17 protein-coding genes and 1 pseudogene are annotated in these 20,833 nt (G+C 71.1%); 7 read left to right on the forward strand and 11 right to left on the reverse strand.

What is annotated here, in order from left to right; all coding sequences use genetic code 11:
* Positions 1-17: 17 nt before the first annotated feature.
* The 4 genes from ABT014_RS01945 to ABT014_RS01960 form a co-directional block, all read right to left on the reverse strand.
* Positions 18-860 (reverse strand): carbohydrate ABC transporter permease, encoded by an 843-nt coding sequence (locus ABT014_RS01945; RefSeq protein ID WP_350635766.1) that lies wholly within the window; start codon positions 858-860, stop codon positions 18-20.
* Positions 861-865: 5 nt separating this feature from the next.
* Positions 866-1,858, reverse strand: a complete 993-nt coding sequence (locus ABT014_RS01950; RefSeq protein WP_350635768.1) for a carbohydrate ABC transporter permease — start codon at positions 1,856-1,858, stop codon at positions 866-868.
* The gene (locus ABT014_RS01955) at positions 1,858-3,132 is read right to left on the reverse strand and encodes an ABC transporter substrate-binding protein (protein ID WP_350635770.1); all 1,275 of its coding nucleotides are present in this window, start codon (positions 3,130-3,132) and stop codon (positions 1,858-1,860) included. The genes ABT014_RS01950 and ABT014_RS01955 overlap by 1 nt, the downstream gene beginning before the upstream one ends.
* A 149-nt stretch (positions 3,133-3,281) precedes the next feature.
* Positions 3,282-4,439 carry an ROK family protein gene (locus tag ABT014_RS01960; RefSeq protein ID WP_350635772.1) on the reverse strand — a complete coding sequence of 386 codons (1,158 nt, stop codon included), beginning with the start codon at positions 4,437-4,439 and terminating at the stop codon, positions 3,282-3,284.
* 161 nt (positions 4,440-4,600) lie between these two features.
* On the opposite strand from ABT014_RS01960, the gene ABT014_RS01965 reads away from it, so the two are divergent.
* From ABT014_RS01965 to ABT014_RS01980, 4 genes and pseudogenes are all read left to right on the forward strand, one after another.
* Entirely contained in the window at positions 4,601-6,766 is a 2,166-nt protein-coding gene (locus ABT014_RS01965) for an alpha-galactosidase (protein ID WP_350635774.1), read from the forward strand.
* A 174-nt stretch (positions 6,767-6,940) separates the two neighbouring features.
* A pseudogene (locus tag ABT014_RS01970) lies at positions 6,941-7,405 on the forward strand (carbohydrate binding domain-containing protein); the annotation flags it as partial.
* Positions 7,406-7,495: 90 nt separating this feature from the next.
* The gene (locus ABT014_RS01975; RefSeq protein ID WP_350635995.1) at positions 7,496-8,617 is read left to right on the forward strand and encodes a chitinase; all 1,122 of its coding nucleotides are present in this window, start codon (positions 7,496-7,498) and stop codon (positions 8,615-8,617) included.
* A gap of 173 nt (positions 8,618-8,790) precedes the next feature.
* Positions 8,791-10,065 (forward strand): polysaccharide deacetylase family protein, encoded by a 1,275-nt coding sequence (locus tag ABT014_RS01980; protein ID WP_350635776.1) that lies wholly within the window; start codon positions 8,791-8,793, stop codon positions 10,063-10,065.
* 4 nt (positions 10,066-10,069) lie between these two features.
* On the opposite strand, the gene ABT014_RS01985 is transcribed toward ABT014_RS01980, so the two are convergent.
* Entirely contained in the window at positions 10,070-11,977 is a 1,908-nt protein-coding gene (locus ABT014_RS01985; RefSeq protein WP_350635778.1) for a transglycosylase domain-containing protein, read from the reverse strand.
* 601 nt (positions 11,978-12,578) lie between these two features.
* On the opposite strand from ABT014_RS01985, the gene ABT014_RS01990 reads away from it, so the two are divergent.
* From ABT014_RS01990 to ABT014_RS02000, 3 genes are all read left to right on the forward strand, one after another.
* Positions 12,579-13,526 carry a hypothetical protein gene (locus tag ABT014_RS01990; protein ID WP_350635780.1) on the forward strand — a complete coding sequence of 316 codons (948 nt, stop codon included), beginning with the start codon at positions 12,579-12,581 and terminating at the stop codon, positions 13,524-13,526.
* 108 nt (positions 13,527-13,634) lie between these two features.
* Positions 13,635-14,024: a peptidase inhibitor family I36 protein gene (locus ABT014_RS01995; RefSeq protein ID WP_350635782.1), complete on the forward strand. Its 390-nt coding sequence runs from the start codon at positions 13,635-13,637 to the stop codon at positions 14,022-14,024.
* 241 nt (positions 14,025-14,265) lie between these two features.
* Positions 14,266-15,267: a LuxR C-terminal-related transcriptional regulator gene (locus ABT014_RS02000; RefSeq protein ID WP_350635783.1), complete on the forward strand. Its 1,002-nt coding sequence runs from the start codon at positions 14,266-14,268 to the stop codon at positions 15,265-15,267.
* 228 nt (positions 15,268-15,495) lie between these two features.
* On the opposite strand, the gene ABT014_RS02005 is transcribed toward ABT014_RS02000, so the two are convergent.
* The 6 genes from ABT014_RS02005 to ABT014_RS02030 form a co-directional block, all read right to left on the reverse strand.
* Positions 15,496-16,323 (reverse strand): CHAP domain-containing protein, encoded by an 828-nt coding sequence (locus ABT014_RS02005; RefSeq protein WP_350635784.1) that lies wholly within the window; start codon positions 16,321-16,323, stop codon positions 15,496-15,498.
* A gap of 68 nt (positions 16,324-16,391) precedes the next feature.
* Positions 16,392-17,282, reverse strand: a complete 891-nt coding sequence (locus ABT014_RS02010) for a peptidoglycan-binding protein (RefSeq protein ID WP_350635786.1) — start codon at positions 17,280-17,282, stop codon at positions 16,392-16,394.
* 152 nt (positions 17,283-17,434) lie between these two features.
* Entirely contained in the window at positions 17,435-17,866 is a 432-nt protein-coding gene (locus ABT014_RS02015; RefSeq protein WP_350635788.1) for a hypothetical protein, read from the reverse strand.
* 245 nt (positions 17,867-18,111) lie between these two features.
* The gene (locus ABT014_RS02020) at positions 18,112-18,381 is read right to left on the reverse strand and encodes a hypothetical protein (protein ID WP_350635789.1); all 270 of its coding nucleotides are present in this window, start codon (positions 18,379-18,381) and stop codon (positions 18,112-18,114) included.
* A gap of 9 nt (positions 18,382-18,390) precedes the next feature.
* The gene (locus tag ABT014_RS02025) at positions 18,391-18,525 is read right to left on the reverse strand and encodes a hypothetical protein (protein ID WP_350635791.1); all 135 of its coding nucleotides are present in this window, start codon (positions 18,523-18,525) and stop codon (positions 18,391-18,393) included.
* Positions 18,526-19,282: 757 nt separating this feature from the next.
* Entirely contained in the window at positions 19,283-19,744 is a 462-nt protein-coding gene (locus ABT014_RS02030) for a hypothetical protein (RefSeq protein ID WP_350635793.1), read from the reverse strand.
* Positions 19,745-20,833: the final 1,089 nt, after the last annotated feature.

Consider the following 20,833-nt stretch of genomic DNA (forward strand, 5'->3'; position numbering starts at 1 on the left):
GTGCGGAGCGGCGCCGCTCAGCCCTTGAGTCCGCTGGTGGCGACGCCCTCGACGATGTACCGCTGGGCGATCAGGAACATCGCCACCAGCGGGGCGACGGTCACCACGGCGCCGGCGAACAGTCCGGGCAGGTTGATGGTCTGCGAGGTGAGGAAGGTGGACAGGGCGATCTGGGCGGTCCAGGTCGACGGGTCCTGGCCGATCACCAGCGGCCACAGGAAGGAGTTCCAGCTGTCGATGAAGGCGAGCGCGCCGAGCGAGGCGAGCATCGCACCTGAACTCGGCAGCGCGATCCGGCGGTAGAGGCCGAGCCAGCCGAGGCCGTCGAGGCGGCCGGCCTCCTCGATCTCGGCGGGGAACTGCAGGTAGAAGTTGCGGAACAGGAGCACCGCGAACGGATTGAACAGCCCCGGCGCGATGATGCCCCACAGGGTGTTCACCCCGCCCATCGATCCGACCACCACGAAGGTCGGCACGAAGGTCGCCGAGCCGGGGATCATCAGGGTGCCGACCACCAGCGCCAGCAGCAGGCCGCGGCCCGGCACCGGGATCCGCGCGAGCGCGTAGCCCGCGGCCGAGGCGAGCAGGGTGGAGAGCGGAGCGGTGATCCCGGCGATCAGCAGCGAGTTGCCGAGCGCCTGCCCCAGGTGGAGCGAGGGGTCGGAGAACAGCGCGGTGAAGTTCTCCCAGTGCATGGTGCCCGGCCACCACGTCCACTGCGGCGAGGTCAGGCCCCGCGCGTCCATCAGCGCGTTGCGCAGCATCAGGTAGAACGGGGCGGCGAAGGCGAGCATCAGCAGGCCGACCAGCAGCCCGCGCAGCCCGGGGCGCAGGGCGCCGGCCAGGGAACGGTTCTTCACGGGGCTCACTCCTCGCCCTTGCCGAAGCCGGTGAACCGGCCCTGGATCAGCGTGACGCCCACGATCAACGCGGTGAGGACGAAGGCCCCGGCCGACCCGAGACCGTAGTTCTGCGCGCCCATCGCGGTGTCGTAGAGGTGGACCAGCGGGGTCTGCACGGGGGCGGTCGCCGTCCCGGAGAGCCCGCTGTTGAACAGGTTGTAGAACTCGTCGAAGGCCTGGAACGCGGCGATGAACTGCAGCATCAGCACCGCCACCGAGGTGTTGCGCAGCATCGGCAGGGTGATCCGGCGCAGCAGCCGCCACCCGGTGGCGCCGTCCAGGGCGGCGGCCTCGTACACGTCCCGGGGGATGGCCTGCAGGCCGGCCAGGAACAGGACCATGTAGAAGCCGACCTGGAGCCACAGCCGCAGGGTGATCAGCGCCACCCAGTACAGCGGCGGCGAGGTGGTCTGCAGCCAGGGCACGGCGTCCATCCCGAACCAGCTGCCGATCAGGTTGGCGATGCCGGAGGGCAGCCCGTTGAACAGGCACATCTTCCACAGCAGCGAGGCCGCCACGTAGGAGACGGCGGCGGGGATCAGGAAGGCGGTCCGCAGCAGCGCCCGGCCGCGCCGCACCCGGTGCACCAGCAGCGCGAGCGCGAGCGAGACGGCGAAGGTGACCGGCACGATGAAGGCGGTGAACAGCAGGATCTGGACCAGCGAGGAGCGCAGGACCGGATCGCCCAGCAGCTGCCGGTAGTTGTCCAGGCCCACCCAGTGGCCGAGCGCGATGGTGCCGTGCGCGTCGCAGAAGCTGAGCAGGAAGCTCCAGCCGATCGCGACGTACTTGAACACTCCGAGGCCGACCAGGATCGGCCCCGCGAGCAGCGCGAACGCCCCCCAGGCCCGCAGGTCGGCGCGGGGCCGGCGGGTCGGGGCGGGGCCGCCCCGCGGCCGGGCCGCGGGACGGCCGGCACGCCCGGCGCGGGGGCCGGTGTCCGAGAGGGCGGTCATCAGGATCGCTGCTTGTCCAGGGCGGTCTGGGCCTGCGCGGCCGCGTCCGCGAGCAGTTGGGCGGGGTCGCCCTGGCCGCTGACGATCTTCTTGGCCGCGGCGGCGAACGGGGTGGAGACCTCGGTGTCCCAGGTGTTCGGGTTGGACCGGCCGCTCGTCGCGGCGAGCTCCACGGTCTCCTTGGCGGTGCCCTGGCTCAGCTTGTCGGCGGTGGCGGCCACCGGCCGGCGGGGCGGGACGTGGAACCCGTAGCTCTCCGACCAGTCCTTCTGGAGGTCGCTCTGCTCGACCCACAGCCACTTGACGAACTTCTTCGCCGCCTCCACGTGCTTGCCCTTGGCGTTGACGCAGCTGGTCCAGCCGCCGACCCGCACGACGGGCTTGCCCGCGCTGCCGAACGCGGGCCACGGCAGCACGCCGAAGTCGTCGCCGAGCGCGGTCTTCACGGCCGGCATCGCCCACAGGCCGCACCACTGGATCGGGACGACGTTCTGGGTGAAGGCGGACGGGTCCCACCAGTCGGTGGTGAAGCCGAGCAGCAGGGACTGGTCGTCCGCCAGGCGCTTGAGCGCGGTGACCGCCTCGACCGCCTTCGGGGAGGCGTAGGCCACCTTGCCGTCGGCGACCAGCTCACCGCCGTTGGACCAGACGGCGAGGATCGGGCTGTCGCCGATCCCGTCGTTGCCCAGGAACAGGCCCTTGCCGCTCTTGCTCGTGAGCGCCTTGGCGGCGGAGGCGAGCGCGTCGAAGGTGGTGGGCGGGGTGATCCCGGCCTTGGCGAGGACGCTCTTGCGGTAGTAGAGCATCATCACGTCGTCGATCATCTTGATGCCGTAGATCTTGCCGTCGACCGTCACGTAGTCCAGGTCGCCCTGGCCGAAGTCGGCCTTGGCGCTGCCGTACACGTCGTCGAGCGGGGCGATCTGGCCACGGCGGGCGAGCGCCTGGCTGAAGTCGCCGATCTCGAAGACGTCCGGGGCGCCGTCGGCGAGCAGGCTGGCGTTGAGCTTGGCGGTGTAGTCGCCCGGCACCCAGGTGACCTTGACCGCGATGTCGGGGTTGGCCTTGGTGAACTGCGCGGCGTAGCGGGTCAGGGCCTGCTGGGTGCCGGCCTCGCCGTAGGCGTGGGACCACACGTTCAGGGTGGTCCCGGCGCCGCCGGCGTCCCCGGATCCGCCCGGGGTCGTGCTGCAGCCGACCGCCGCTCCGGCCACGAACAGGAGGGAGCCGCCGAGGAATCCACGTCGGCTAAGCTGCGAACTGCGTGCGCTCATGTCGCATCCTTCGGGGTGAGGGTGGGTGTACCCGTTCCGGTCGGTGTCCGCCGTCGATTGCTGCCAGGCAAGGACGGGCACCGACCGGTGTGCGTGCGTGTGCGTAAGCGTGTGCTGGTGGGGGTGGGTGCCGGGCACGCCGGCGGGTGTTACGGGAAGAGCGCCTGGATGCCCAGGACCGCGGCTCCTCTGGCCCACTCCTCCCAGGGCAGGGGGCGCAGGGTCAGCGGGCACTTGGCCGCCGCCTTGAAGCAGTGCGCGGCGTAGGCGTCCTTGATGTGCGCCCCGAACAGGTCGTAGGTGTCGAGCCCCTCGCCGGTGACGACGACGCGCTCGGGTCCCAGCAGGTTGACCAGGGTCGCGATGCCGGTGCCGATCGCGCGGCCGGCTCTCGCGAAGGCCTGGCGGGCGGCGGGGTCCCCGCCGCGCGCCAGCTCGACCACCGCGTCGAAGTCGAGGTCCGGGCGGCCGGTCGCGCCGCGGACCGCGCCCAGGATCGCGTCCGAGGAGGCGATCGCCTCCACGCAGCCGGTCTGGCCGCAGTGGCAGGTCGGCCCCGCCGGGTCGATGCTGATGTGCCCCATCTCGCCGGCGACGCCGTACGCGCCGGTGATCAGCTGGCCGTTGACGACCAGTCCGGAGCCGATGCCGGCGCCGATGGTGACCAGCGCGAAGTACTCGGTGCCGATGCCCTCGCCGAACCAGTGCTCGGTGGCGGTGAGCGCCTTCACGTCGTTCTCCACGGTGACCGTCAGCCCCGTCCGCTCCGCGACCGTCTCGGCCAGCGGGACGTCCTGCCAGCCGGGCAGCACGGAGTACCGCACCCGCCCGGTGGCGCGGTCCACGTCGCCGGAGACCGCGATCCCGAGGTGCCGGGTGCGCTCGCGGAACGCCGGTTCGGTGTCCAGCAGTTCGTCGACCATCCGGGACAGCTGCGCCCGCACGGCGTCAGGTCCACGGTCGGTCAGCCGCTCGCCGGCGGTGGCCAGGGTGCGGCCCAGGAGGTCGCAGACCGCGCCGAACAGGACGTCGGCGCTGATCTTGACCCCGACGAAGAACTCCCGGTCGGGGGTGACGGCCAGCGGGTTCACCGGGCGGCCGGCGCCGGGCGCGATCCGCTCGGGCGGGAGTTCGTGCAGGTAGCCGTCGTCGATGAGCGGCCGCGCGGCCTTGGTGACCGCGGTCGAGGACAGGCCGATCCGCCGGGCCAGCTCGACCCGGCTGAGCGGACCCTCCGACAGCAGGAGGGCGAGCACCGCGGTTTCGGCCGGTGCGGTGACCAGTGGCTGCGCATGGTTCGGAAACACGACTGCAACCTAGGGCAAATAAATAACTTCGTCCAGTATTGATTTCACTCCGGGCCGGGCCTACGCTCGTGCCGCCTCCACGCCCGTCCTGGGCCCGGCCCGGGGTCTCGTCCTGGGCCCGTACGGCCGCCGCCCTCCGCGCCTCCCCCTGGGAAGTCTCCGTGTCCGACACTCCCCCTGCGGTGTCCTTCGACCCCGCCCGCGGTCTCGCCGTCCTCGCCACGCCGCGCAGCCGCTACGCCCTGCGGATCGGCGCCGACGGCAGCCCCCGACACCTCTACTGGGGCGCACCCGAAGGGTTCACCGAGCTGCCGGCACCTCACTCCCCCGCCGACAGCAGCTTCGAGTCCGAAGCCGCGGCCGACGAGCTCGCCCCGCAGAGCGGCGCCCGGTTCGGACCGGCCGGCCTCCAGGTGCAGTTCGCCGACGGCGTCCGCGGCGCCCAGTGGCGGTTCACCGGGCACACCGCGAGCGGGGGCGAGCTGCGGATCGGCCTGGCGGACCGGCACTACCCGCTGTCCGCCACGCTCTGCTACCGGGTCCACCCCGGCAGCGACGTGATCGAGCGCTGGACCGAACTCACCCACACCGGCGGCCCCGAGGACGGCCCGATCGGCGTGGACCGGCTCGACTCGGCCGCCTGGACCGCGCCGCGGCTCGCCGACCCCCGCCTCAGCCACCTGGTGGGCGGCTGGAACAGCGAGTTCCAGCTGCGGCGCGACCGGCTGCCGGTCGCCGAGACCGTCCTCACCAGCCGCCGCGGCATCACCAGCCACCACGCCGGCCCCTGGCTCGCCCTCGACGACGGCACCGCCACCGAGGAGCACGGCGAGGTCTGGAGCACCGCCCTGGCCTGGAGCGGCAGTTGGCGGATCACCGTGCACCGGGACCCGGTCGGCCGGACCACCTGGACCGGCGGCTCCGGCCACGAGGGCCTGCGCCGGATCCTGCGGCCCGGCGAGACCCTGGACACCCCGGTCTTCGCCGGCCTCTACAGCCCGGCCGGCTTCGGCGCGGCCAGCCGCGGCTGGCACGACCACATCCGCGCCCGGGTGCTCCCGGAGCCGGACCGCGACCGCCCGGTCCTCTACAACTCCTGGGAGGCCACCGGCTTCGAGGTCGACCAGGCGGCCCAGTGCCGGCTCGCCGACCTGGCCGCCGGGCTCGGCGCCGAACTCTTCGTGCTGGACGACGGCTGGTTCGGCGCCCGCACCGGTGACCACGCCGGCCTCGGCGACTGGACCCCCCGCCCGGCGGCCTTCCCGCACGGGCTGCGGCCGCTCGCCGACCACGTCCACGGGCTCGGCATGGCCTTCGGCCTGTGGGTGGAGCCGGAGATGGTCAACCGCGACAGCGACCTGTACCGCACCCACCCCGACTGGGTGCTGCACGCGCCGACCCGCGACGCCACCGAGCTGCGCAACCAGCTGATGCTCGACCTCGGCCGCCCCGAGGTCGAGGCGTGGGTGCACAACACCCTGGACGGGCTGGTCACCGACAACGCGGTGGACTGGCTCAAATGGGACGCCAACCGTCCCTTCACCGAGGCCGGCCGGGTCGGGGACCCGGATCCGGACCGGCTGTGGACCGACCACACCCGGGCCGTCTACCGGATCATGGACCGGCTGCGCGCCGACCACCCCGGCCTGCGCATCGAGGCCTGCGCCGGCGGCGGCGGCCGGGTCGACCTCGGCATCCTCGCCCGCACCGACCAGGCCTGGACCTCCGACAACACCGACCCGGTCGACCGGATCGGGATCCAGCACGGTTTCAGCCAGCTGTTCCCCGCCCAGACCATGGCCGCCTGGGTCACCGACAGCCCCAACCCGGCCACCGGCCGCGCCACGCCGCTGCGCTTCCGCTTCCACGTCGCGATGGCCGGCGCCCTCGGCCTGGGCGGCGACCTCACCCGCTGGAGCGCCGAGGAGCTGACCGAGGCCGCCGAACTGGTCGCCCGCTACCAGCAGATCCGGCCGCTGATCCAGCGCGGCCACCAGCACCGGCTGGCCGGCCCGGGCGGCGTCACCGCCGTCCACCACGCCGCCCACGACGGCTCCGAGCACGCCGTCCTCGCCTGGCGCCCCACCACCCGCTTCGGCCACGCCGGCGCCCCGCTGCCGCTGCCCGCGCTGGACGGCGACGCCCGCTACCGGGACCTCGACACCGGCCAGGAGTACAGCGGCGCCGCCCTGCGCCACCACGGCCTCGACCTGCGGCTGCCCGCCGGGGACCACGCCAGCCGGCTGATCCGGCTGACCCGGGTGCCACGGGCGGACGGCGGCGCCACCACGCCGGGCGCCGCCACCGCTCCGGGCGGCTGCTCCTGACGCGGCGCCACCTCCTGCCACAATTGGTCCAGACCTATTGACGGCCGCTGCCGCCGCTCCTACGATCCGGAGCGGCACAGCCCCACATGTCCCCACCTCACCCAGAGCCGGGCACTTGCGCCCCCACGCGCCGGTCATGTCCATGCCCATTGCCCGGTGGGAAGGGAGCGCACCATGTTCCGTCGAAGGTCCCGTACGCCACGTCCGCCGGGCGGCCTCGGCCCCGTTCCGGAGCCCGGGCACGGACCGACCACCCTGCGGCGCTCGCTGGCCGCCGTGAGCGCGGCGGCCGTCGTCGGCGCCGGGATCGCCGTGGCCGGCACCGTCACGGCCGGCGCCGCCACCCCGAACCTGGTGGCCAACCCCGGCTTCGAGAGCGGCCTGTCCTCCTGGACCTGCTCGGGCGGCTCCGGTGCGGCGGTGAGCAGCCCGGTCCACGCCGGCACCTCCGCACTCAGGGCCACCCCCAGCGGCCAGGACAACGCCCAGTGCTCGCAGACCATCAGCGTGCAGCCCAACTCCCAGTACACGCTGAGCGCCTACGTCCAGGGCAGCTACGTCTACCTGGGCGCAACCGGCGCCGGACTCACCACCGCGCCGTCCACCTGGACGCCGAACAACGCCTCGTACGGCCAGCTCAGCGTCGCCTTCACCACCGGGGCGAGCACCACCTCGGTGACGGTCTACGTGCACGGCTGGTACGGCCAGCCCGCCTACTACGCGGACGACGTGTCGCTCACCGGGCCGGGCGGCAGCAGCCCCAGCCCGTCCCCCAGCCCGTCGGCCTCCGCCAGCCCGTCCAGCAGCCCCAGCCCCTCGGCCTCCCCGTCGAGCAGCCCGTCGAGCAGCCCGTCGAGCAGCCCGAGCCCGTCCGGCAGCCCCACCTCGCCGGGTGACACCTGTGCCACGAAGCCCAAGCCGGCCGGCAAGGTGCTGCAGGGGTACTGGGAGAACTGGGACGGCGCCGCCAACGGCGTCCACCCCGGCCTGGGCTGGGTGCCCATCACCGACAGCCGGATCGCCGCGCACGGCTACAACGTCGTCAACGCCGCCTTCCCGGTGATCCTCTCCGACGGCACCGTGCTGTGGCAGGACGGCATGGATGCCGGCGTCAAGGTCTCCACCCCGGCCGAGATGTGCCAGGCCAAGGCCGCGGGGGCGACCGTCCTGATGTCGATCGGCGGCGCCGCCGCCGGCATCGACCTCAGCTCCAGCACCGTCGCCGACCGCTTCGTGGCAACCGTCGTGCCGATCCTCAAGAAGTACAACTTCGACGGGATCGACATCGACATCGAGACCGGCCTGTCCGGCAGCGGCTCCATCACCACCCTGTCGGCCTCCCAGTCCAACCTGATCCGCATCATCGACGGCGTCCTCGCCCAGATGCCGGCCGGCTTCGGCCTCACCATGGCCCCCGAGACCGCCTACGTCACCGGCGGCAGCGTCACCTACGGCTCGATCTGGGGCTCGTACCTCCCGATCATCAAGAAGTACGTCGACAACGGGCGCCTGTGGTGGCTCAACATGCAGTACTACAACGGCAGCATGTACGGCTGCTCCGGTGACTCCTACTCGGCCGGCACCGTCCAGGGCTTCACCGCGCAGACCACCTGCCTGAACAACGGCCTGACGATCCAGGGCACCACCGTCAAGGTGCCGTACGACAAGCAGGTCCCCGGACTGCCGGCCCAGCCCGGCGCGGGCGGCGGCTACATGGCACCGAGCCTGGTCGGCCAGTCCTGGAACGCCTTCGGCGGCGGGCTCAAGGGCCTGATGACCTGGTCGATCAACTGGGACGGCTCCAAGGGCTGGACCTTCGGCGACAACGTCAAGGCCCTGCAAGGCCGCTGACGCACCACCGGTCACCGTGGCGCGCCCCGGGAGCAGCACCCGTCGCTCCCGGGGCGTCGCGCTGCCCGGACACCCGCCGCGCCCGCCCCGGTAACGCATCCGGCCGCTCGGAACGTCGTACCACGAACGGTTCCGCCACGCGGGCGGCCGTGCGGTGGAGGGGAGTGCGAGCGATGACGGACGGCAGGCACACGGGCAGCAGGGTCCGGACCAGAACCGCCCGGGGCGCGGTCGCCGTGGTCTCGGTCGGCGCGGCCGTCGCGCTCGCGGTGGCCCTGCTCCCGGAGGGCGGCCCGTCCCCGGCGCAGCAGTCGATGTCGACAGCCGTCCCCGCGCAGGCACCCGCCCCTGCCCCGTCGCACCCGTCGACCACCCCCAGCTGGGACGGGCAGGTGAAGGTGCTCGGCGACGGGTCCACCTCCGACACCGGGCCGCAGCCGAACCAGCTGAAGGCCGAGAAGCTGAAACCCGGCGAGAAACCGCCGCAGTTCGTGGTCTTCTCCTGGGACGGCGCGCTGGAGAACGACGACCACCTGTTCTCCCGCTTCCGGGAACTGGCCAAGGCGAACAACGCGGCCATGACCTTCTTCCTCACCGGGATCTACCTGGTCCCGGCCGAGAAGCGCGCCCTCTACCGGCCGCCGCAGCACGACCGGGGCAGCGCCGCGATCTCCTTCCCCACCGAGGCCCACGTGAAGGAGACCCTGGAGCAGCTGCGGCTGGCCTGGCAGGACGGGGACGAGATCGGCACCCACTTCAACGGCCACTTCTGCGGCCCCAAGGGCGGCGGCGACTGGAGCACCGACGAGTGGCTCAGCGAGATCGACCAGGCGTACTCCTTCGTCACCCACTGGAAGACCAACACCGGCTTCGCCAAGGAAGCCCCGCTGCCGTTCGACTACCAGCAGGAACTGGTGGGCGGCCGGGCCCCCTGCCTGGAGGGGCAGAAGAACCTGATACCGGCCGCCAAGGCCCTCGGCTGGCGCTACGACGCCAGCTCCCAGGGCGAGTTCCAGGTCTGGCCGTCGAAGATCAACGGGATCTGGAACTTCCCGCTCCAGCTGCTCCCGTTCGGCGACACCCAGGTCCTGTCGATGGACTACAACTTCCTCGCCCACCAGTCCGGCGAGAGCACCGACGGCGACCCCAAGAAGTACGCCACCTGGGAGAAGCAGACCCGCGAGGGCTACCTCAACGGCTTCGAACGGGTCTACAACGGCAGCCGGGCCCCGCTGTTCATCGGGAACCACTTCGAGACCTGGAACGGCGGCATCTACATGCAGGCCATCGAGGACGTGATGAAGACCGTCTGCAAGAAGGACGGCGTGCGCTGCGTGTCGTTCAAGGAGCTCGCGGACTGGCTGGACGTCCAGGACCCGGCGGTCCTGGACCAGCTGCGCCGGCTGGACCCGGCCCAGGCGCCGGACTGGCCGAGCTACCTCAAGTAGCCGCTCACGGCATGGTGGTCCGCTTCATGGCGGCGGCCCAGATCCCGGCCGGGATCGTGGAGTCGGGGGTGGTCGGCGCGGCGCCGGCCACCCCGGTCAGCGGGAGCAGGGCCAGGGACTTCGGGTCCATCCGGAAGACGGTGACGGCGGTGGAGACCGGGCCGAGGTAGCCGACGAACCAGCCAGCGGTGCGGTCCTCGGTGGTACCGGTCTTCCCGGCGGCGTCCGGGACGATCCGCCCCACCTCCTTACCGGTGCCGTCCTTGACGGCGCCGTGCAGCGCCTTGTCGACCTCCGCCGCCACCGCGGCGTCCACCGCCCGGACGGCGGCCGGCCGGGCCAGGGCGATCCCGGCGCCGTTGCGGGTCACCCGGGTCACCGAGTAGGGGTCGGTCCGCATGCCGAGCCCGCCGAACGCCGTGTACGCGCCGGCGAGCCGGATCGCGCTCGGCGTGGAGTTGCCCAGCGAGAAGCCGGGCACCATCGGGCCGATGCTGTCGGGCAGCAGCCCGAGGTCGAGCGCGCCCGTACGGACCTTGTCGAGGCCGACGTCCATGCCGAGCTGCTCCATCGGGCCGTTGACGGACTGCTCGACCGCGGTGCGCAGGGTGACCTGGCCCCAGCTGCGGCCGTCGTCGTTGGCGGCCTTGGCCTTCTTCCCGTCGCGGCCCCAGTACGGCCCCTCGGGGGTCTGGATGTCGATGCCGTTGTCGCCGTTGTAGCCGGTGGTGGCGCGCACCGGGGTCCTGGGGCCCTGGCGTTCGTGCTGGACGCCCTGGCCGAGCCCGGCGGCGTACACCAGCGGGGTGAAGGCCGAACCGGCGGGCACGTTCGCGGTGTTGGCGTCGTTGAAGCCCTGCTTGAGGTGGTCCGGGCCGCCGTACACGGCGAGGATCCGGCCGTCCGCGGCGACCGAGGCGCCGCCGATGTGGACGTTCTGGTCGGCGGGCCGGTGGTCCGGGTCGAGGTTCTTGACGGCGTCCTGGACGGCCTCGGTCAGCGCGGCCTGCTTCGGCTGCTCGAAGGTGGTGTAGATCTGGTAGCCGCCGAGGTCGAACTGCGCCGGGGAGATGTCCGCGTGGCTCTGCGCGTAGGACTTGGCGAGGTCCACCAGGTACCCGGTCCGGCCGGCCAGGCCGGCCTGCTGCGGAGGCGCCTGCGGTTCGGGGAAGACCGTGTAGCGGGCCCGCTCCTCGGCGGACAGCTTGCCGGTCTTCACCATCCGGTCCAGGATCCAGGTCCAGCGCTCGACGGCCCGGTCCCGGTTCTCCGCGCCGAGCGCCGGGTCGTAGAGCGAGGCGCCCTTGAGCAGCGCGGCCAGGAAGGCGCCCTCGCTCGGGTTCAACTGCGAGACGTCCTTGCCGTAGTAGGCCTGGGCGGCCCGCTCGATCCCGTAACTGCCGCGCCCGAACCAGCTGATGTTCAGGTAGCCGCTCAGGATGTCCCGCTTGCTGACCTGCCGGTCCAGCTTGACCGCGATGAAGGCCTCGTCGAGCTTGCGGGAGAAGCTCTGGTGCTGGTTCAGATAGGCGTTCTTGACGTACTGCTGGGTGATGGTCGAGCCGCCCTGGGTGTCACCACCGGAGCCCATCTCGTAGAGCGCCCGGGCGATGCCGGTGAACGAGATCCCCGGGTCCGAGTAGAAGGTCTCGTTCTCGGCGGCGAGCACGGCCGACTGCACGCCCTCGGGCACCTGGTCCAGCGGTACGTCCTGGCGGTTGACCAAGCCGGTGCGGGCCATCTCGGTGCCGTCCGCCCAGTAGAAGACGTTGTTCTGCTGGGTCGCGAAGGCGTTCAGGTCCTTGGGGATCTCCGTCCCGGCGTACATCCACAGCGCCCCGGCTACCAGCAGCCCGGAGCCGGTCGCGGCCAGCGCCAGCAGCTGACGCCACGACGGGAGCCAGCGCCGCACCCCTCGGCGCCCCCGGCGCGGGTAGTCCGGTCTCAGCCCGGCCCTGAGCCCGGAACCGCGCCCCCGACGGCCCGACGGCCCGCCCGACGCCTTCTTCCCGACCACGACCCTCGGCTCGCCGGCTGCCATGCGCTCCCCGATCCGCTCGACTGGGCAATCGCCCCCCAGCTCAGACGGACCGACCGGCAGGGGATGTTTCGCCTACGGTCGTGTGATCGCCGTCACGCCCGATCGGTCGACCCGCAGGCGGTCGAGGGGCGGCGCAGATCGAGACGTACACCGATCCCGGGCGGTGGCGCGACCTGCGCGCGAAGCTGGTTGACCATGGTCGCGCGCAGGTATCGCCGGGTGGCACGTACACGGACCGGCTGCCCGGTCGCCCCGGACGGGTCCACCGGTGTGAGGTGTTCGGCCGGCGCCACCGGCCATGACGGGGATGAGACGACCGCGATACCTCCGCGCGCCATGATGGCGCCCAGGCCGACGGCTCACCCGGCGGCCCACTGCCGACGGACCGAAAGAGGACGCAGGACGCGATGCGGAAGATGTGCGATCCCCCGGCCACGCATGCCACGGTGCCCGTGAGCGAGGCCGTCGGCGTATGAGTTCCGCCGCGCATCGGCGATCGACCGGCAGAAGCACGGGAGTTGGGCCGACCGGGCTGCTGGCCGTGTCCATGTGCCTTGCCCTCGCCGGCTGTTCGTCATCCGGGCAGCAGGCCGCAGAGGCGATGCCGACCATGCGGTCCCCGTCCGCGCTCCCGGGGAGTGCCGATCTGCATCTTCCGATCGAGCCGTATCTCTTCTCCGAGGCGGAGACGGCGAAGCTGAGCAGGGCGGGGGCCGTGCTGCGCAAGGCGTGCATGCAGCGGTTCGGTCTGGACTACGCCGTCGGCCCGGCCGACCCGCCGACCGGACCACGCACGTTCATGGACCGCCGGTACGGCCTGACGGACCCGGCCGAGGCCGCGGTGAACGGCTACCACCTCGGCGACCGCGACCCGCGCACCCAACCGGTCCGCCCACCGCAGTTCTCCGCCGAGCAGCAGCAGGTGCTCACCGGACACCTGCCGGGGAAGACCGGTACGGACGGAACGAGCCTCCAGGTCAACGGCGTGCCGGTGCCACCGGGCGGCTGCTACGACGAGGCGAAGCGCGGCCTGGCCGGTTCGGGGGACCTGGGCCCGAGCAGCCTGGCTCAGCAGACCAACTTCCGGACCTTCAAGGACAGCATGTCGACGGCGCAGGTCACGCAGGCCTTCGAGGCGTGGTCCGGCTGCATGAAGAACAGGGGCTACTCCTACGCCGATCCGATGGAATCCATCGGTGACCGGCGCTTCCTGGGGGATTCGCCAACGCCGCTGGAGCTCCAGGTGGCGACGGCCGACGTGACCTGCAAGCAGCAAGTGGATCTGATCGGCACGTGGTTCGCCGCCGAGGCCTCCCTGCAGAAGGAATCCATCGCACGGCAACAGGCCGAATTCACTGCGGCGCTCGCGACGAAGACCGAGCAGCTCGCCAAGGCCGACGCCGTGCTGCGCGATCGGTGAAGTCATGGGCCGAATCATTTTCACGTCCGGGCGCGCCCGCCCCTACCCGGGCACGCCGAGGAATTGCACACCTGCCTGGAACGTCCCGATGAACAGAGGATCAGAGAAATGAAGCGCACCCTCAAACTCGCCGCAGCAACCCTGGGCGCCGCCCTGCTCCTCCCCGCCCTTGCCACCCCCTCGCAAGCCGCCGTCGGCGACTGCCCGGACGACACATTCTGCCTCTTCTACAACTCGAACGAGAAGGGCTCCCACCTGGCGATCTCGTCCAGCATTCGCGACCTCGCCGGATACACCTTCACCAGCCCCGGAAACGGTCAGGGCCAGCACGTCAAGAACAACGCGGCATCGGCCGTCTCCAACGTCTGCATGTCGGTCCGGGTGTTCTACAACTCGAACTACAGCGGCCCGATGGACCTGTTGAACTACCGCAATGCCGAGAACCTGGTCAACACGTACAACGAGAACGCCTCGGTGAGGTTCGCCGACGACTGCTGATCCTCCTCCTTCACTCGCCCGCCGCTGAACGGGCCGGAGCCGCCCGGCCGGGACCGACGGACATCCGCCGTCCCGGCCGGGCCGCCGGCGTCGGCTCCGGCGCCGCGACGAACGAAAGCCCGACCACTTCGCGGCCCCCGCCAATACCGCCGCAATCCTCGTCCGCACGCGCAAATCCCCCACCGGGATGAGTTCTCACTCCGCGGAAGAGTATTGCGCCACCGGCCGCCACGCACCGATGATGATCACCGACATCGAAGGGGGAGCGGTGCTGCAAGCACTCGGACTGAGCGCACTGACGGAGAACGTCTACAGGACCCTGCTGGCCGAGCCGGACTGGGGGGTCGACCGAATTGCCGCGAACCTGCACGCGTCGGAGGCGGAGACGCGCGAAGCACTCGACGAACTGCTGGAACTGACACTGCTGCGGCCGGCGACCGAATCCCATAGTCCGCGGGTCGTCAGCCCGGAGGTCGGACTGACCAGGCTGCTCGCCCACAACCAGACCCAGCTGCTCTTTCGTCAGCAACAGTTGGAGAGCACCCGCACCGCGATCGCAGCCCTTTCCGCCGAGTTCATCGACCGACGCCCCGATGACGAGATGGTCCTGCGGCTGGATTCGCTCGAAGCCGTCCGCGACCGTCTCGAGGAGCTCGCCGCGACCGCCACCGAGGAATGCCTGTCCTTGATGCGCGGAGGAGCCGTTCGTCCCGATTCCATCCAGGCCGGCAAACACCCCAACCAGGTCGCACTGGAGCGCGGAGTGGTCATCCGCAGCATCTTCCAGGACAGCTTCCGCAACGACCCCGACACCCTGCGCTATGCGCGGTGGTTGGCCGATCTGGGCGGTCTGACGCGCACCGTGCCGCTCCTGCCGATACGACTGGTGATCGTCGACCGCAGCATCGCCCTGGTCCCGACCGACCCCAGTGACGGCCGCCGCGGCGCACTGGAACTGCACGGTGAGGCCCTGATCCAGCCCCTGTGCGCGCTCTTCGACGAACTGTGGCGCGGTGGCGCCGACTTCGGCCAGCCCACCCTCCGCGACGATCAGGACCTCACCGGTTCCGAGCGTGCCCTGCTGCAACTGCTGGGCCATGGCCACACGGATCAGTCCGCCGCCCGGAAGCTGGGCCTGTCCTTGCGGACAGTGCGTCGAATGATGCAGGACCTGATGCAGCGCCTGGGCGCGGACAGTCGCTTCCAGGCGGGGGCCGAAGCCGCGCGCAGGGACTGGCTCTGACTCCGTCCCAGGTGGCAGGCTCGCGATGCACCTCTGCGGTACCGGCACAGCGGAGCCCCGTCGGGTAGGTGACCTTTCCAGGTCACCTTCGCCCGGCGGGGCTTCGCTGTGTACCGCTGCGGCTCCGGCAGAGCTCGTCACCCCGCCGTGGCCTGCACCCTCACGAGATCATCCCGGCGGTGGAGCTGCCCTTGGTCCAGGGTGTGCCGGTGCCTTGGTGGTGGTCGCTCAGAAGTGGAGCATGTGCTGGAAGGAGTTCTCCGCGCTGCTGATGCGGAGGTGGCTGCGGGTGCCGTAGGCGAGGCGGTTGTTCCAGTTGTACTCCTCGACGTCGAAGGAGCCGTCGGAGTAGACCGCGTTGACGTAGGCGACGTGGCCGTAGTCCCCGTGGGTGTCGTTGACGGCGATGGCACCGACGCTGGGGGTGGTGTCGACGGTGACGCCGACGCGGCGGGCGGCGTCGTCCCAGGTGTTGGCGTTGCCCCAGGTGGTGCCGCCCCAGGAGTTGCTGAAGTTCGAGACGCCGAGACGGCTGGCGACGCGGTACGCCGCGAAGGCGGTGCAGTTGTCGGCGGCGAAGCCGCGGGTGCCGTGGTCGAAGTCGTTGGTGGGGCTCTGGTTGCTGCCGCCGCCGGTGCTGCCGAGGAACTGGTGGGAGGCGTTGTTGTTCTTCAGGGTGGCGTTGAGGTTGCCCTTGGCGCCGGGGGCGAAGTCCTGGCTGGCGCCGGCGTAGCCGCTGTTGAAGTAGACGCGGACGGTCTTCCCGGTGCGGTTCCACACCGAGGCGGCGTTGTTCTTGACGCAGACGCCCTGGCCGTTGCCGGCGCCCTTGAAGTCGTAGCAGCTCGGCTGGGTGGTTCCGTAGTCGCTGATGGAGCCGGTGAAGTCGGAGATCGAGCCGGCCTGGTCGCTGTTGTAGTAGAGGCAGAACTCGCCCGAGTCGCAGGACCCGTCGCGGGAGGCGGCGAAGGCGGGGGCGGAGGTGGCGGCGATCAGGGGGACGGCCATGGCCAGTGCGGTGCCGGCAACGGTGAGCGTGGTGCGTATCTTCTTCAAGGCTCTAACTCTCTTCGTGACGTGTCATCGACGGGTTCTCAGGTCGTGCTCGGGCGGTACCGGCGCGGTCAGTGGGTGCGCTGGTACTCCTCCCAGGTCTGGATGGGGATGCGGGGGCCGTCGTCGGCGGCGTGGTTGGCCAGGCCGTTGAGGCCGAGGTAGTAGTCACCGACCTGGTTCTGGGCCTGGGTGGCCAGATCGGTGTCGCTGATCGCGGCGGCGTGGATGTGCCACGGCCAGTCGCCCTGGTTGGGGTTGCGGACCCAGGCGGCGAATCCGACCTGGCGCAGTGCGCGGGCGACGGCGGTGCGGGTGGTGCTGGACATGCCGTCGACGTTGATGTCCACGACACCACCGCCGTCGTGCGTGCCCGCGGAGGTGGGATCGCCGCCGGGGTTGTAGGAACCCTGGTCCAGGGTGAGGTGGAAGCCCAGGAGGCGTTCGGCCTCGGTGAGCATCTTCTGGGTGCGGGTGTCGACGGTGTACCCGTCGCGCTGCAGCTTCGCGCCGGCCGAGATCTGGTGGGTGAGGGTGAATCGCCCCTGGCCGAGCGCGGTGAGGGAGGAGGAGCCGGGCAGTCCGTTGGCGTCCAGGCCGGTGTAGCCGAGGGAGCGCTGGAAGGCGGCGTAGGCCGTGATGGTGGTGGTGCCGAAGTACCCGTCCACCCAGCGGGCATCGAGCAGGTTGCGCGCCTGCAGGGCCCGCTCGACGGCCAGGACCGAGTCCTTGGCGCCCGGGGTCAGCGTGTTGTCGGGGCGTCGGGGATCGATCTGGGCCGCCAGGACGGTGGCTTCCATGTCCACCACGGGCAGCGCGGCGGCAGTGGCTGCCGGCACCTCGGTGGGGGACGAGGGGGTTGCCGCGTGGGCCTGTGCGGCGCTCAGCACCAGGCCGCTCAGGACGGCGACGGCCGTGAGCAGTCGGGTCGCGGTGGTGCGGGTCTTGGTGGCGGATGCCATGGGGTGGTTCCTTCTGGTTCGGTGGAGGATCGGCCCTGACCCCACCCCGCCGGCGGGGCACCGGCGGGTGGGCGGTCCGAGGGGGGCTTCCGACTGGGACGGCGCTCGGCGGCACCGCCGGCGGGTGCGGCGGTCGCCGTGGCGCCGAGGGGTCAGCAGCGGACGTCGGTCTTGACGGCGACCTCGCCGGAGTACGGAATGGGGCCGGTCCCGTTCCAGCCCAGCGCCTGGGTGCACTCCGACAAGGTGGCGGCACCCGAGGACCACAGCTCAACGTCGTTGTGACCGCACTGGGGGTCCTGGACGTGTCCGCCGCTGGTGACGATTGCCGCACACGCGTCCCAACTGCTGTGGGAGGAGCGGTAGCCCTGCCACACGTACAGGTAGGAGTAGTTCTTGCCGCAGCCCTTGTACTGCTTCACCGACGCCATCGTCTCCCCGCCGACGTTGAGGTACGCGGTGCTGCCGATCTGCGTGACGCTGGAGCAACCGGACGGGGTGGAGGCCTGAGCGGTCCCGGGAATCGCCAGGAGCGTCGGCACGGCAAGGGCGGAGACGGCAGCGATCTTGGTCAGGATTCGCATGGTGGGACAACCTTCTTTTCAGGAAAAGGGAATGGAGGAGATGCCCTCGACCGCCGCGAGGGCGTCGGCGTGAGCCTCTTCGGCGGACGGCCGGAGCGTGGAGACCCCGGCACGGAGGGCCTCAGGGCACGCGGACACCGGCGGAGAAGCTGGAGGGCCCGTGGCAACGGGACAGGTGGTTCTCGAGCCCCGGTGCGACTGTGCTCACTCGGCCAGGAGAGTCGTGGGCTCGGTTCTTGGAGGTCCTACGTGCGGACGAGGCACCAGCCACGCAGGGCCGGCGTGTCCCGCAGAGCGCGTTCGCAGACGCGGCGCAGGTTCGCGATCGCCGCATCCGGAGTATCCGCGATGACCGCGGCGGCAACGCGACAGTGGTTGAGGTCGACGCGGGAGCGGATGTGTTCCACCCGGTCTTCTTGCTGGCTGTGCACCCAGATCAGATCGGTGACCGCTTCCGCCGTCAGCTGCGATGGCGCCGGATCAGGACGGACGAGCGTCACCGCGACCAGATGCACGGAATTCGGTCAGCTCTGCGCGGGCGGTGCGGGGCGAGCACTGTCCCAGTCGAAACCTGAGGCCGTGGTGGTGAGTTGGGCGTCCGACCGATCGGCGACGAGGTTGCTCGCGGCGGCCGCGCCCAGGCCGACGGTGAATGCCACGACCAGAGCGGCGCACACGATGCGTATTGAGTGACCCACGACTTTTCTCTCCCGTTTCGTAACCAAGGCTGTGCAAGTGAATGGTGCGCGGAGCCCGTCCCGATTTCTTGTTCCGCTTTCCGCTGCTGAGAAAGATCCTGCCGTCCACGCAAGGCGATGTCACGACCGGAGAGCTGGCACCAAGTCGCTTGGCACCTAGATGCAAGATCATTTAGCGATCGCCCCCGCGGGCGTCAGGAGTTGCTACGTCATGAGTGCCGCACACAAGGGCATTTGAGGTTCGCCGCGGGGCATGAGCGACCCCCGGGCGGCCGGCTGTCGCGGCAGAACCTCGGTGACCCGGCGCGCACCCGAAGTCGGCTCGGGAGAAAGGCAGTTCGGCGGCGGGGCGGCTGGCCAGCGGAAGGTGCAGCGTGCGCGACCTGGCCGGCCGGCGCCGCTCCTACCGACGCCGGGTTGACCCGAGATCACGGCAGTGAACGGCGACGTCGAGCAGTGCGGGACGGTACCAACAGCCCGGGATCCCCCCTCGGCTCGGCTGCCGTCAGCCGTAGCCGGTCCCGCTGCCACGAACCCCCGACCCCCACTGCTGACCGGCGGCAACAGGGAACGCGCACACCATTTGACCGGTCATCAGATTGCCGAACGGAGAGCGGGTGTGCTCGACCGGAAACGCACAGGGCGCTGCCCCGGGGACCAGAGGGGTCCCGGGCCAGCGCCCTGTGCGTGTCGCGAAGGTGTCCGGCGGGCGGGCCGATCAGGTGTAGCAGTAGTTGAGGTTGCCGGTCCCGTGGGAGGTGCCGGTCTCCCAGGTGACCTTGCCGCTGCTGTTGAGGAAGACCAGGTTGCCGTCGTTGCGGAGCTCGGCATGGCCGCCGGGCGCCGGATTGAGCGCGCCCATCGTGCAGACGATGCCACCGGAGGAGTTGAGCAGCTTGACGTAGCCGGACCGCGACCAGTCGACCCGCACGACGCCGTGGCCGCCGGTCCCCGAGGCCCAGACCGGGTAGCTGTCGGCCCCGGTGAACTTGTAAAGCACCAGGTTGCCGTCGGACCGGAGGACCAACTGCGACATGCTGTTGTCCGCCCCCACGCTGTGACCGGCGGTCCAGTCGGCCTGGGAGAGCGTGAAGTTCGCGACGAAGGCGGTGGCCGACGCGGTGTTGGCGGTCAGGCCGATCGCACAGGCGATCGCCGTCCCCACGAGGGCGGTGCGCAAGATGCGCCTGCGGGCCGTGGAGCGAACGGACTTGCTGGGTGTCACGAAGGTCCTTCCGAAAGGCCGCCGCGCAACGGCGCGGCGGCGGCTGTAGGTGTCGCGGTACTCCGGGTCGATCAGGTACCGCAGTGGTTCCGGTAGCCCACGGACGATGCCGTCAGCCCGGAACCTCCGCCCCGCGCAGCAGCCCGCGCGCCGACGCACCAGCAGGGTGAACCCGGCGGCCTGGGTACCGCCGGGCGGAGCGGTCGCACACCGGGGCGGCTCGCACTGCGGACCAGCCCGCCCGCGACGCGCACGGCCGGCTGATGCGCATGAGAGATCCTTCGGCTCGAGCCCAGGGAGCAGTGGTCCGCGTGGTTCCGCCGAGGAGCCACGATCCGGAACCGGTGGGACCGGTCCGCTTCGGGACCAACCTAGGAAGGACGCGTATCCGCCGGATATCCCCGCCGTCACACCGCCACGGGCCCGGTGGCGAACCCGGGGCTGCACGGCCCTTGTGCGGTTGCCACATCCCGACCGCACCGTCGCGCTTGCCGTGGATGCCCAACGGGCCCGGCAGGTCCGGGCGCCGGCGCAACGGCGGCGATACGGTGACCACGCGAGCGCCGCACCACGGACACGGGACCGGTCCCCGTGAACGCACCGGGCAGGCCGCACACAGGCCCCCCCGGGGGGGCTACTCAGTTGCACATGTCGCCGAACCGGCCGAAGAGCGGCGTGGCGATCGCCCGTGGTGCAGCCGAGCGGCTCACCGGAGGTACGGCTTCGACCCGCTACTACGTCAACCGCACCGGGCACGAGCTGGTCGCGCCCTGGGGGGCAGGGACGGCGACTTTGCCATCCGCATCGCCATGGTCGTCCCCGAAGCGGACAGCACCGCTGTTCTGCCCCTGGCTGGCACACTACGATCAGCTCAGGCACCCATCCCGCTGTGACCGGCGCGACCAGCATGCGACCGCCAGCTGACCAAACGCCAGAAAGGCCGCTCCCGCCAGAAGCGGAAACGGCCTACGACCTGCGGTTAAGCAAGTCGGGACGACAGGATTTGAACCTGCGACCCCTTGACCCCCAGCGGCCGAAAGGGGA

The sequence above is a fragment of the Kitasatospora sp. NPDC094015 genome, assembly GCF_040304075.1.
Taxonomy (GTDB): domain Bacteria; phylum Actinomycetota; class Actinomycetes; order Streptomycetales; family Streptomycetaceae; genus Kitasatospora.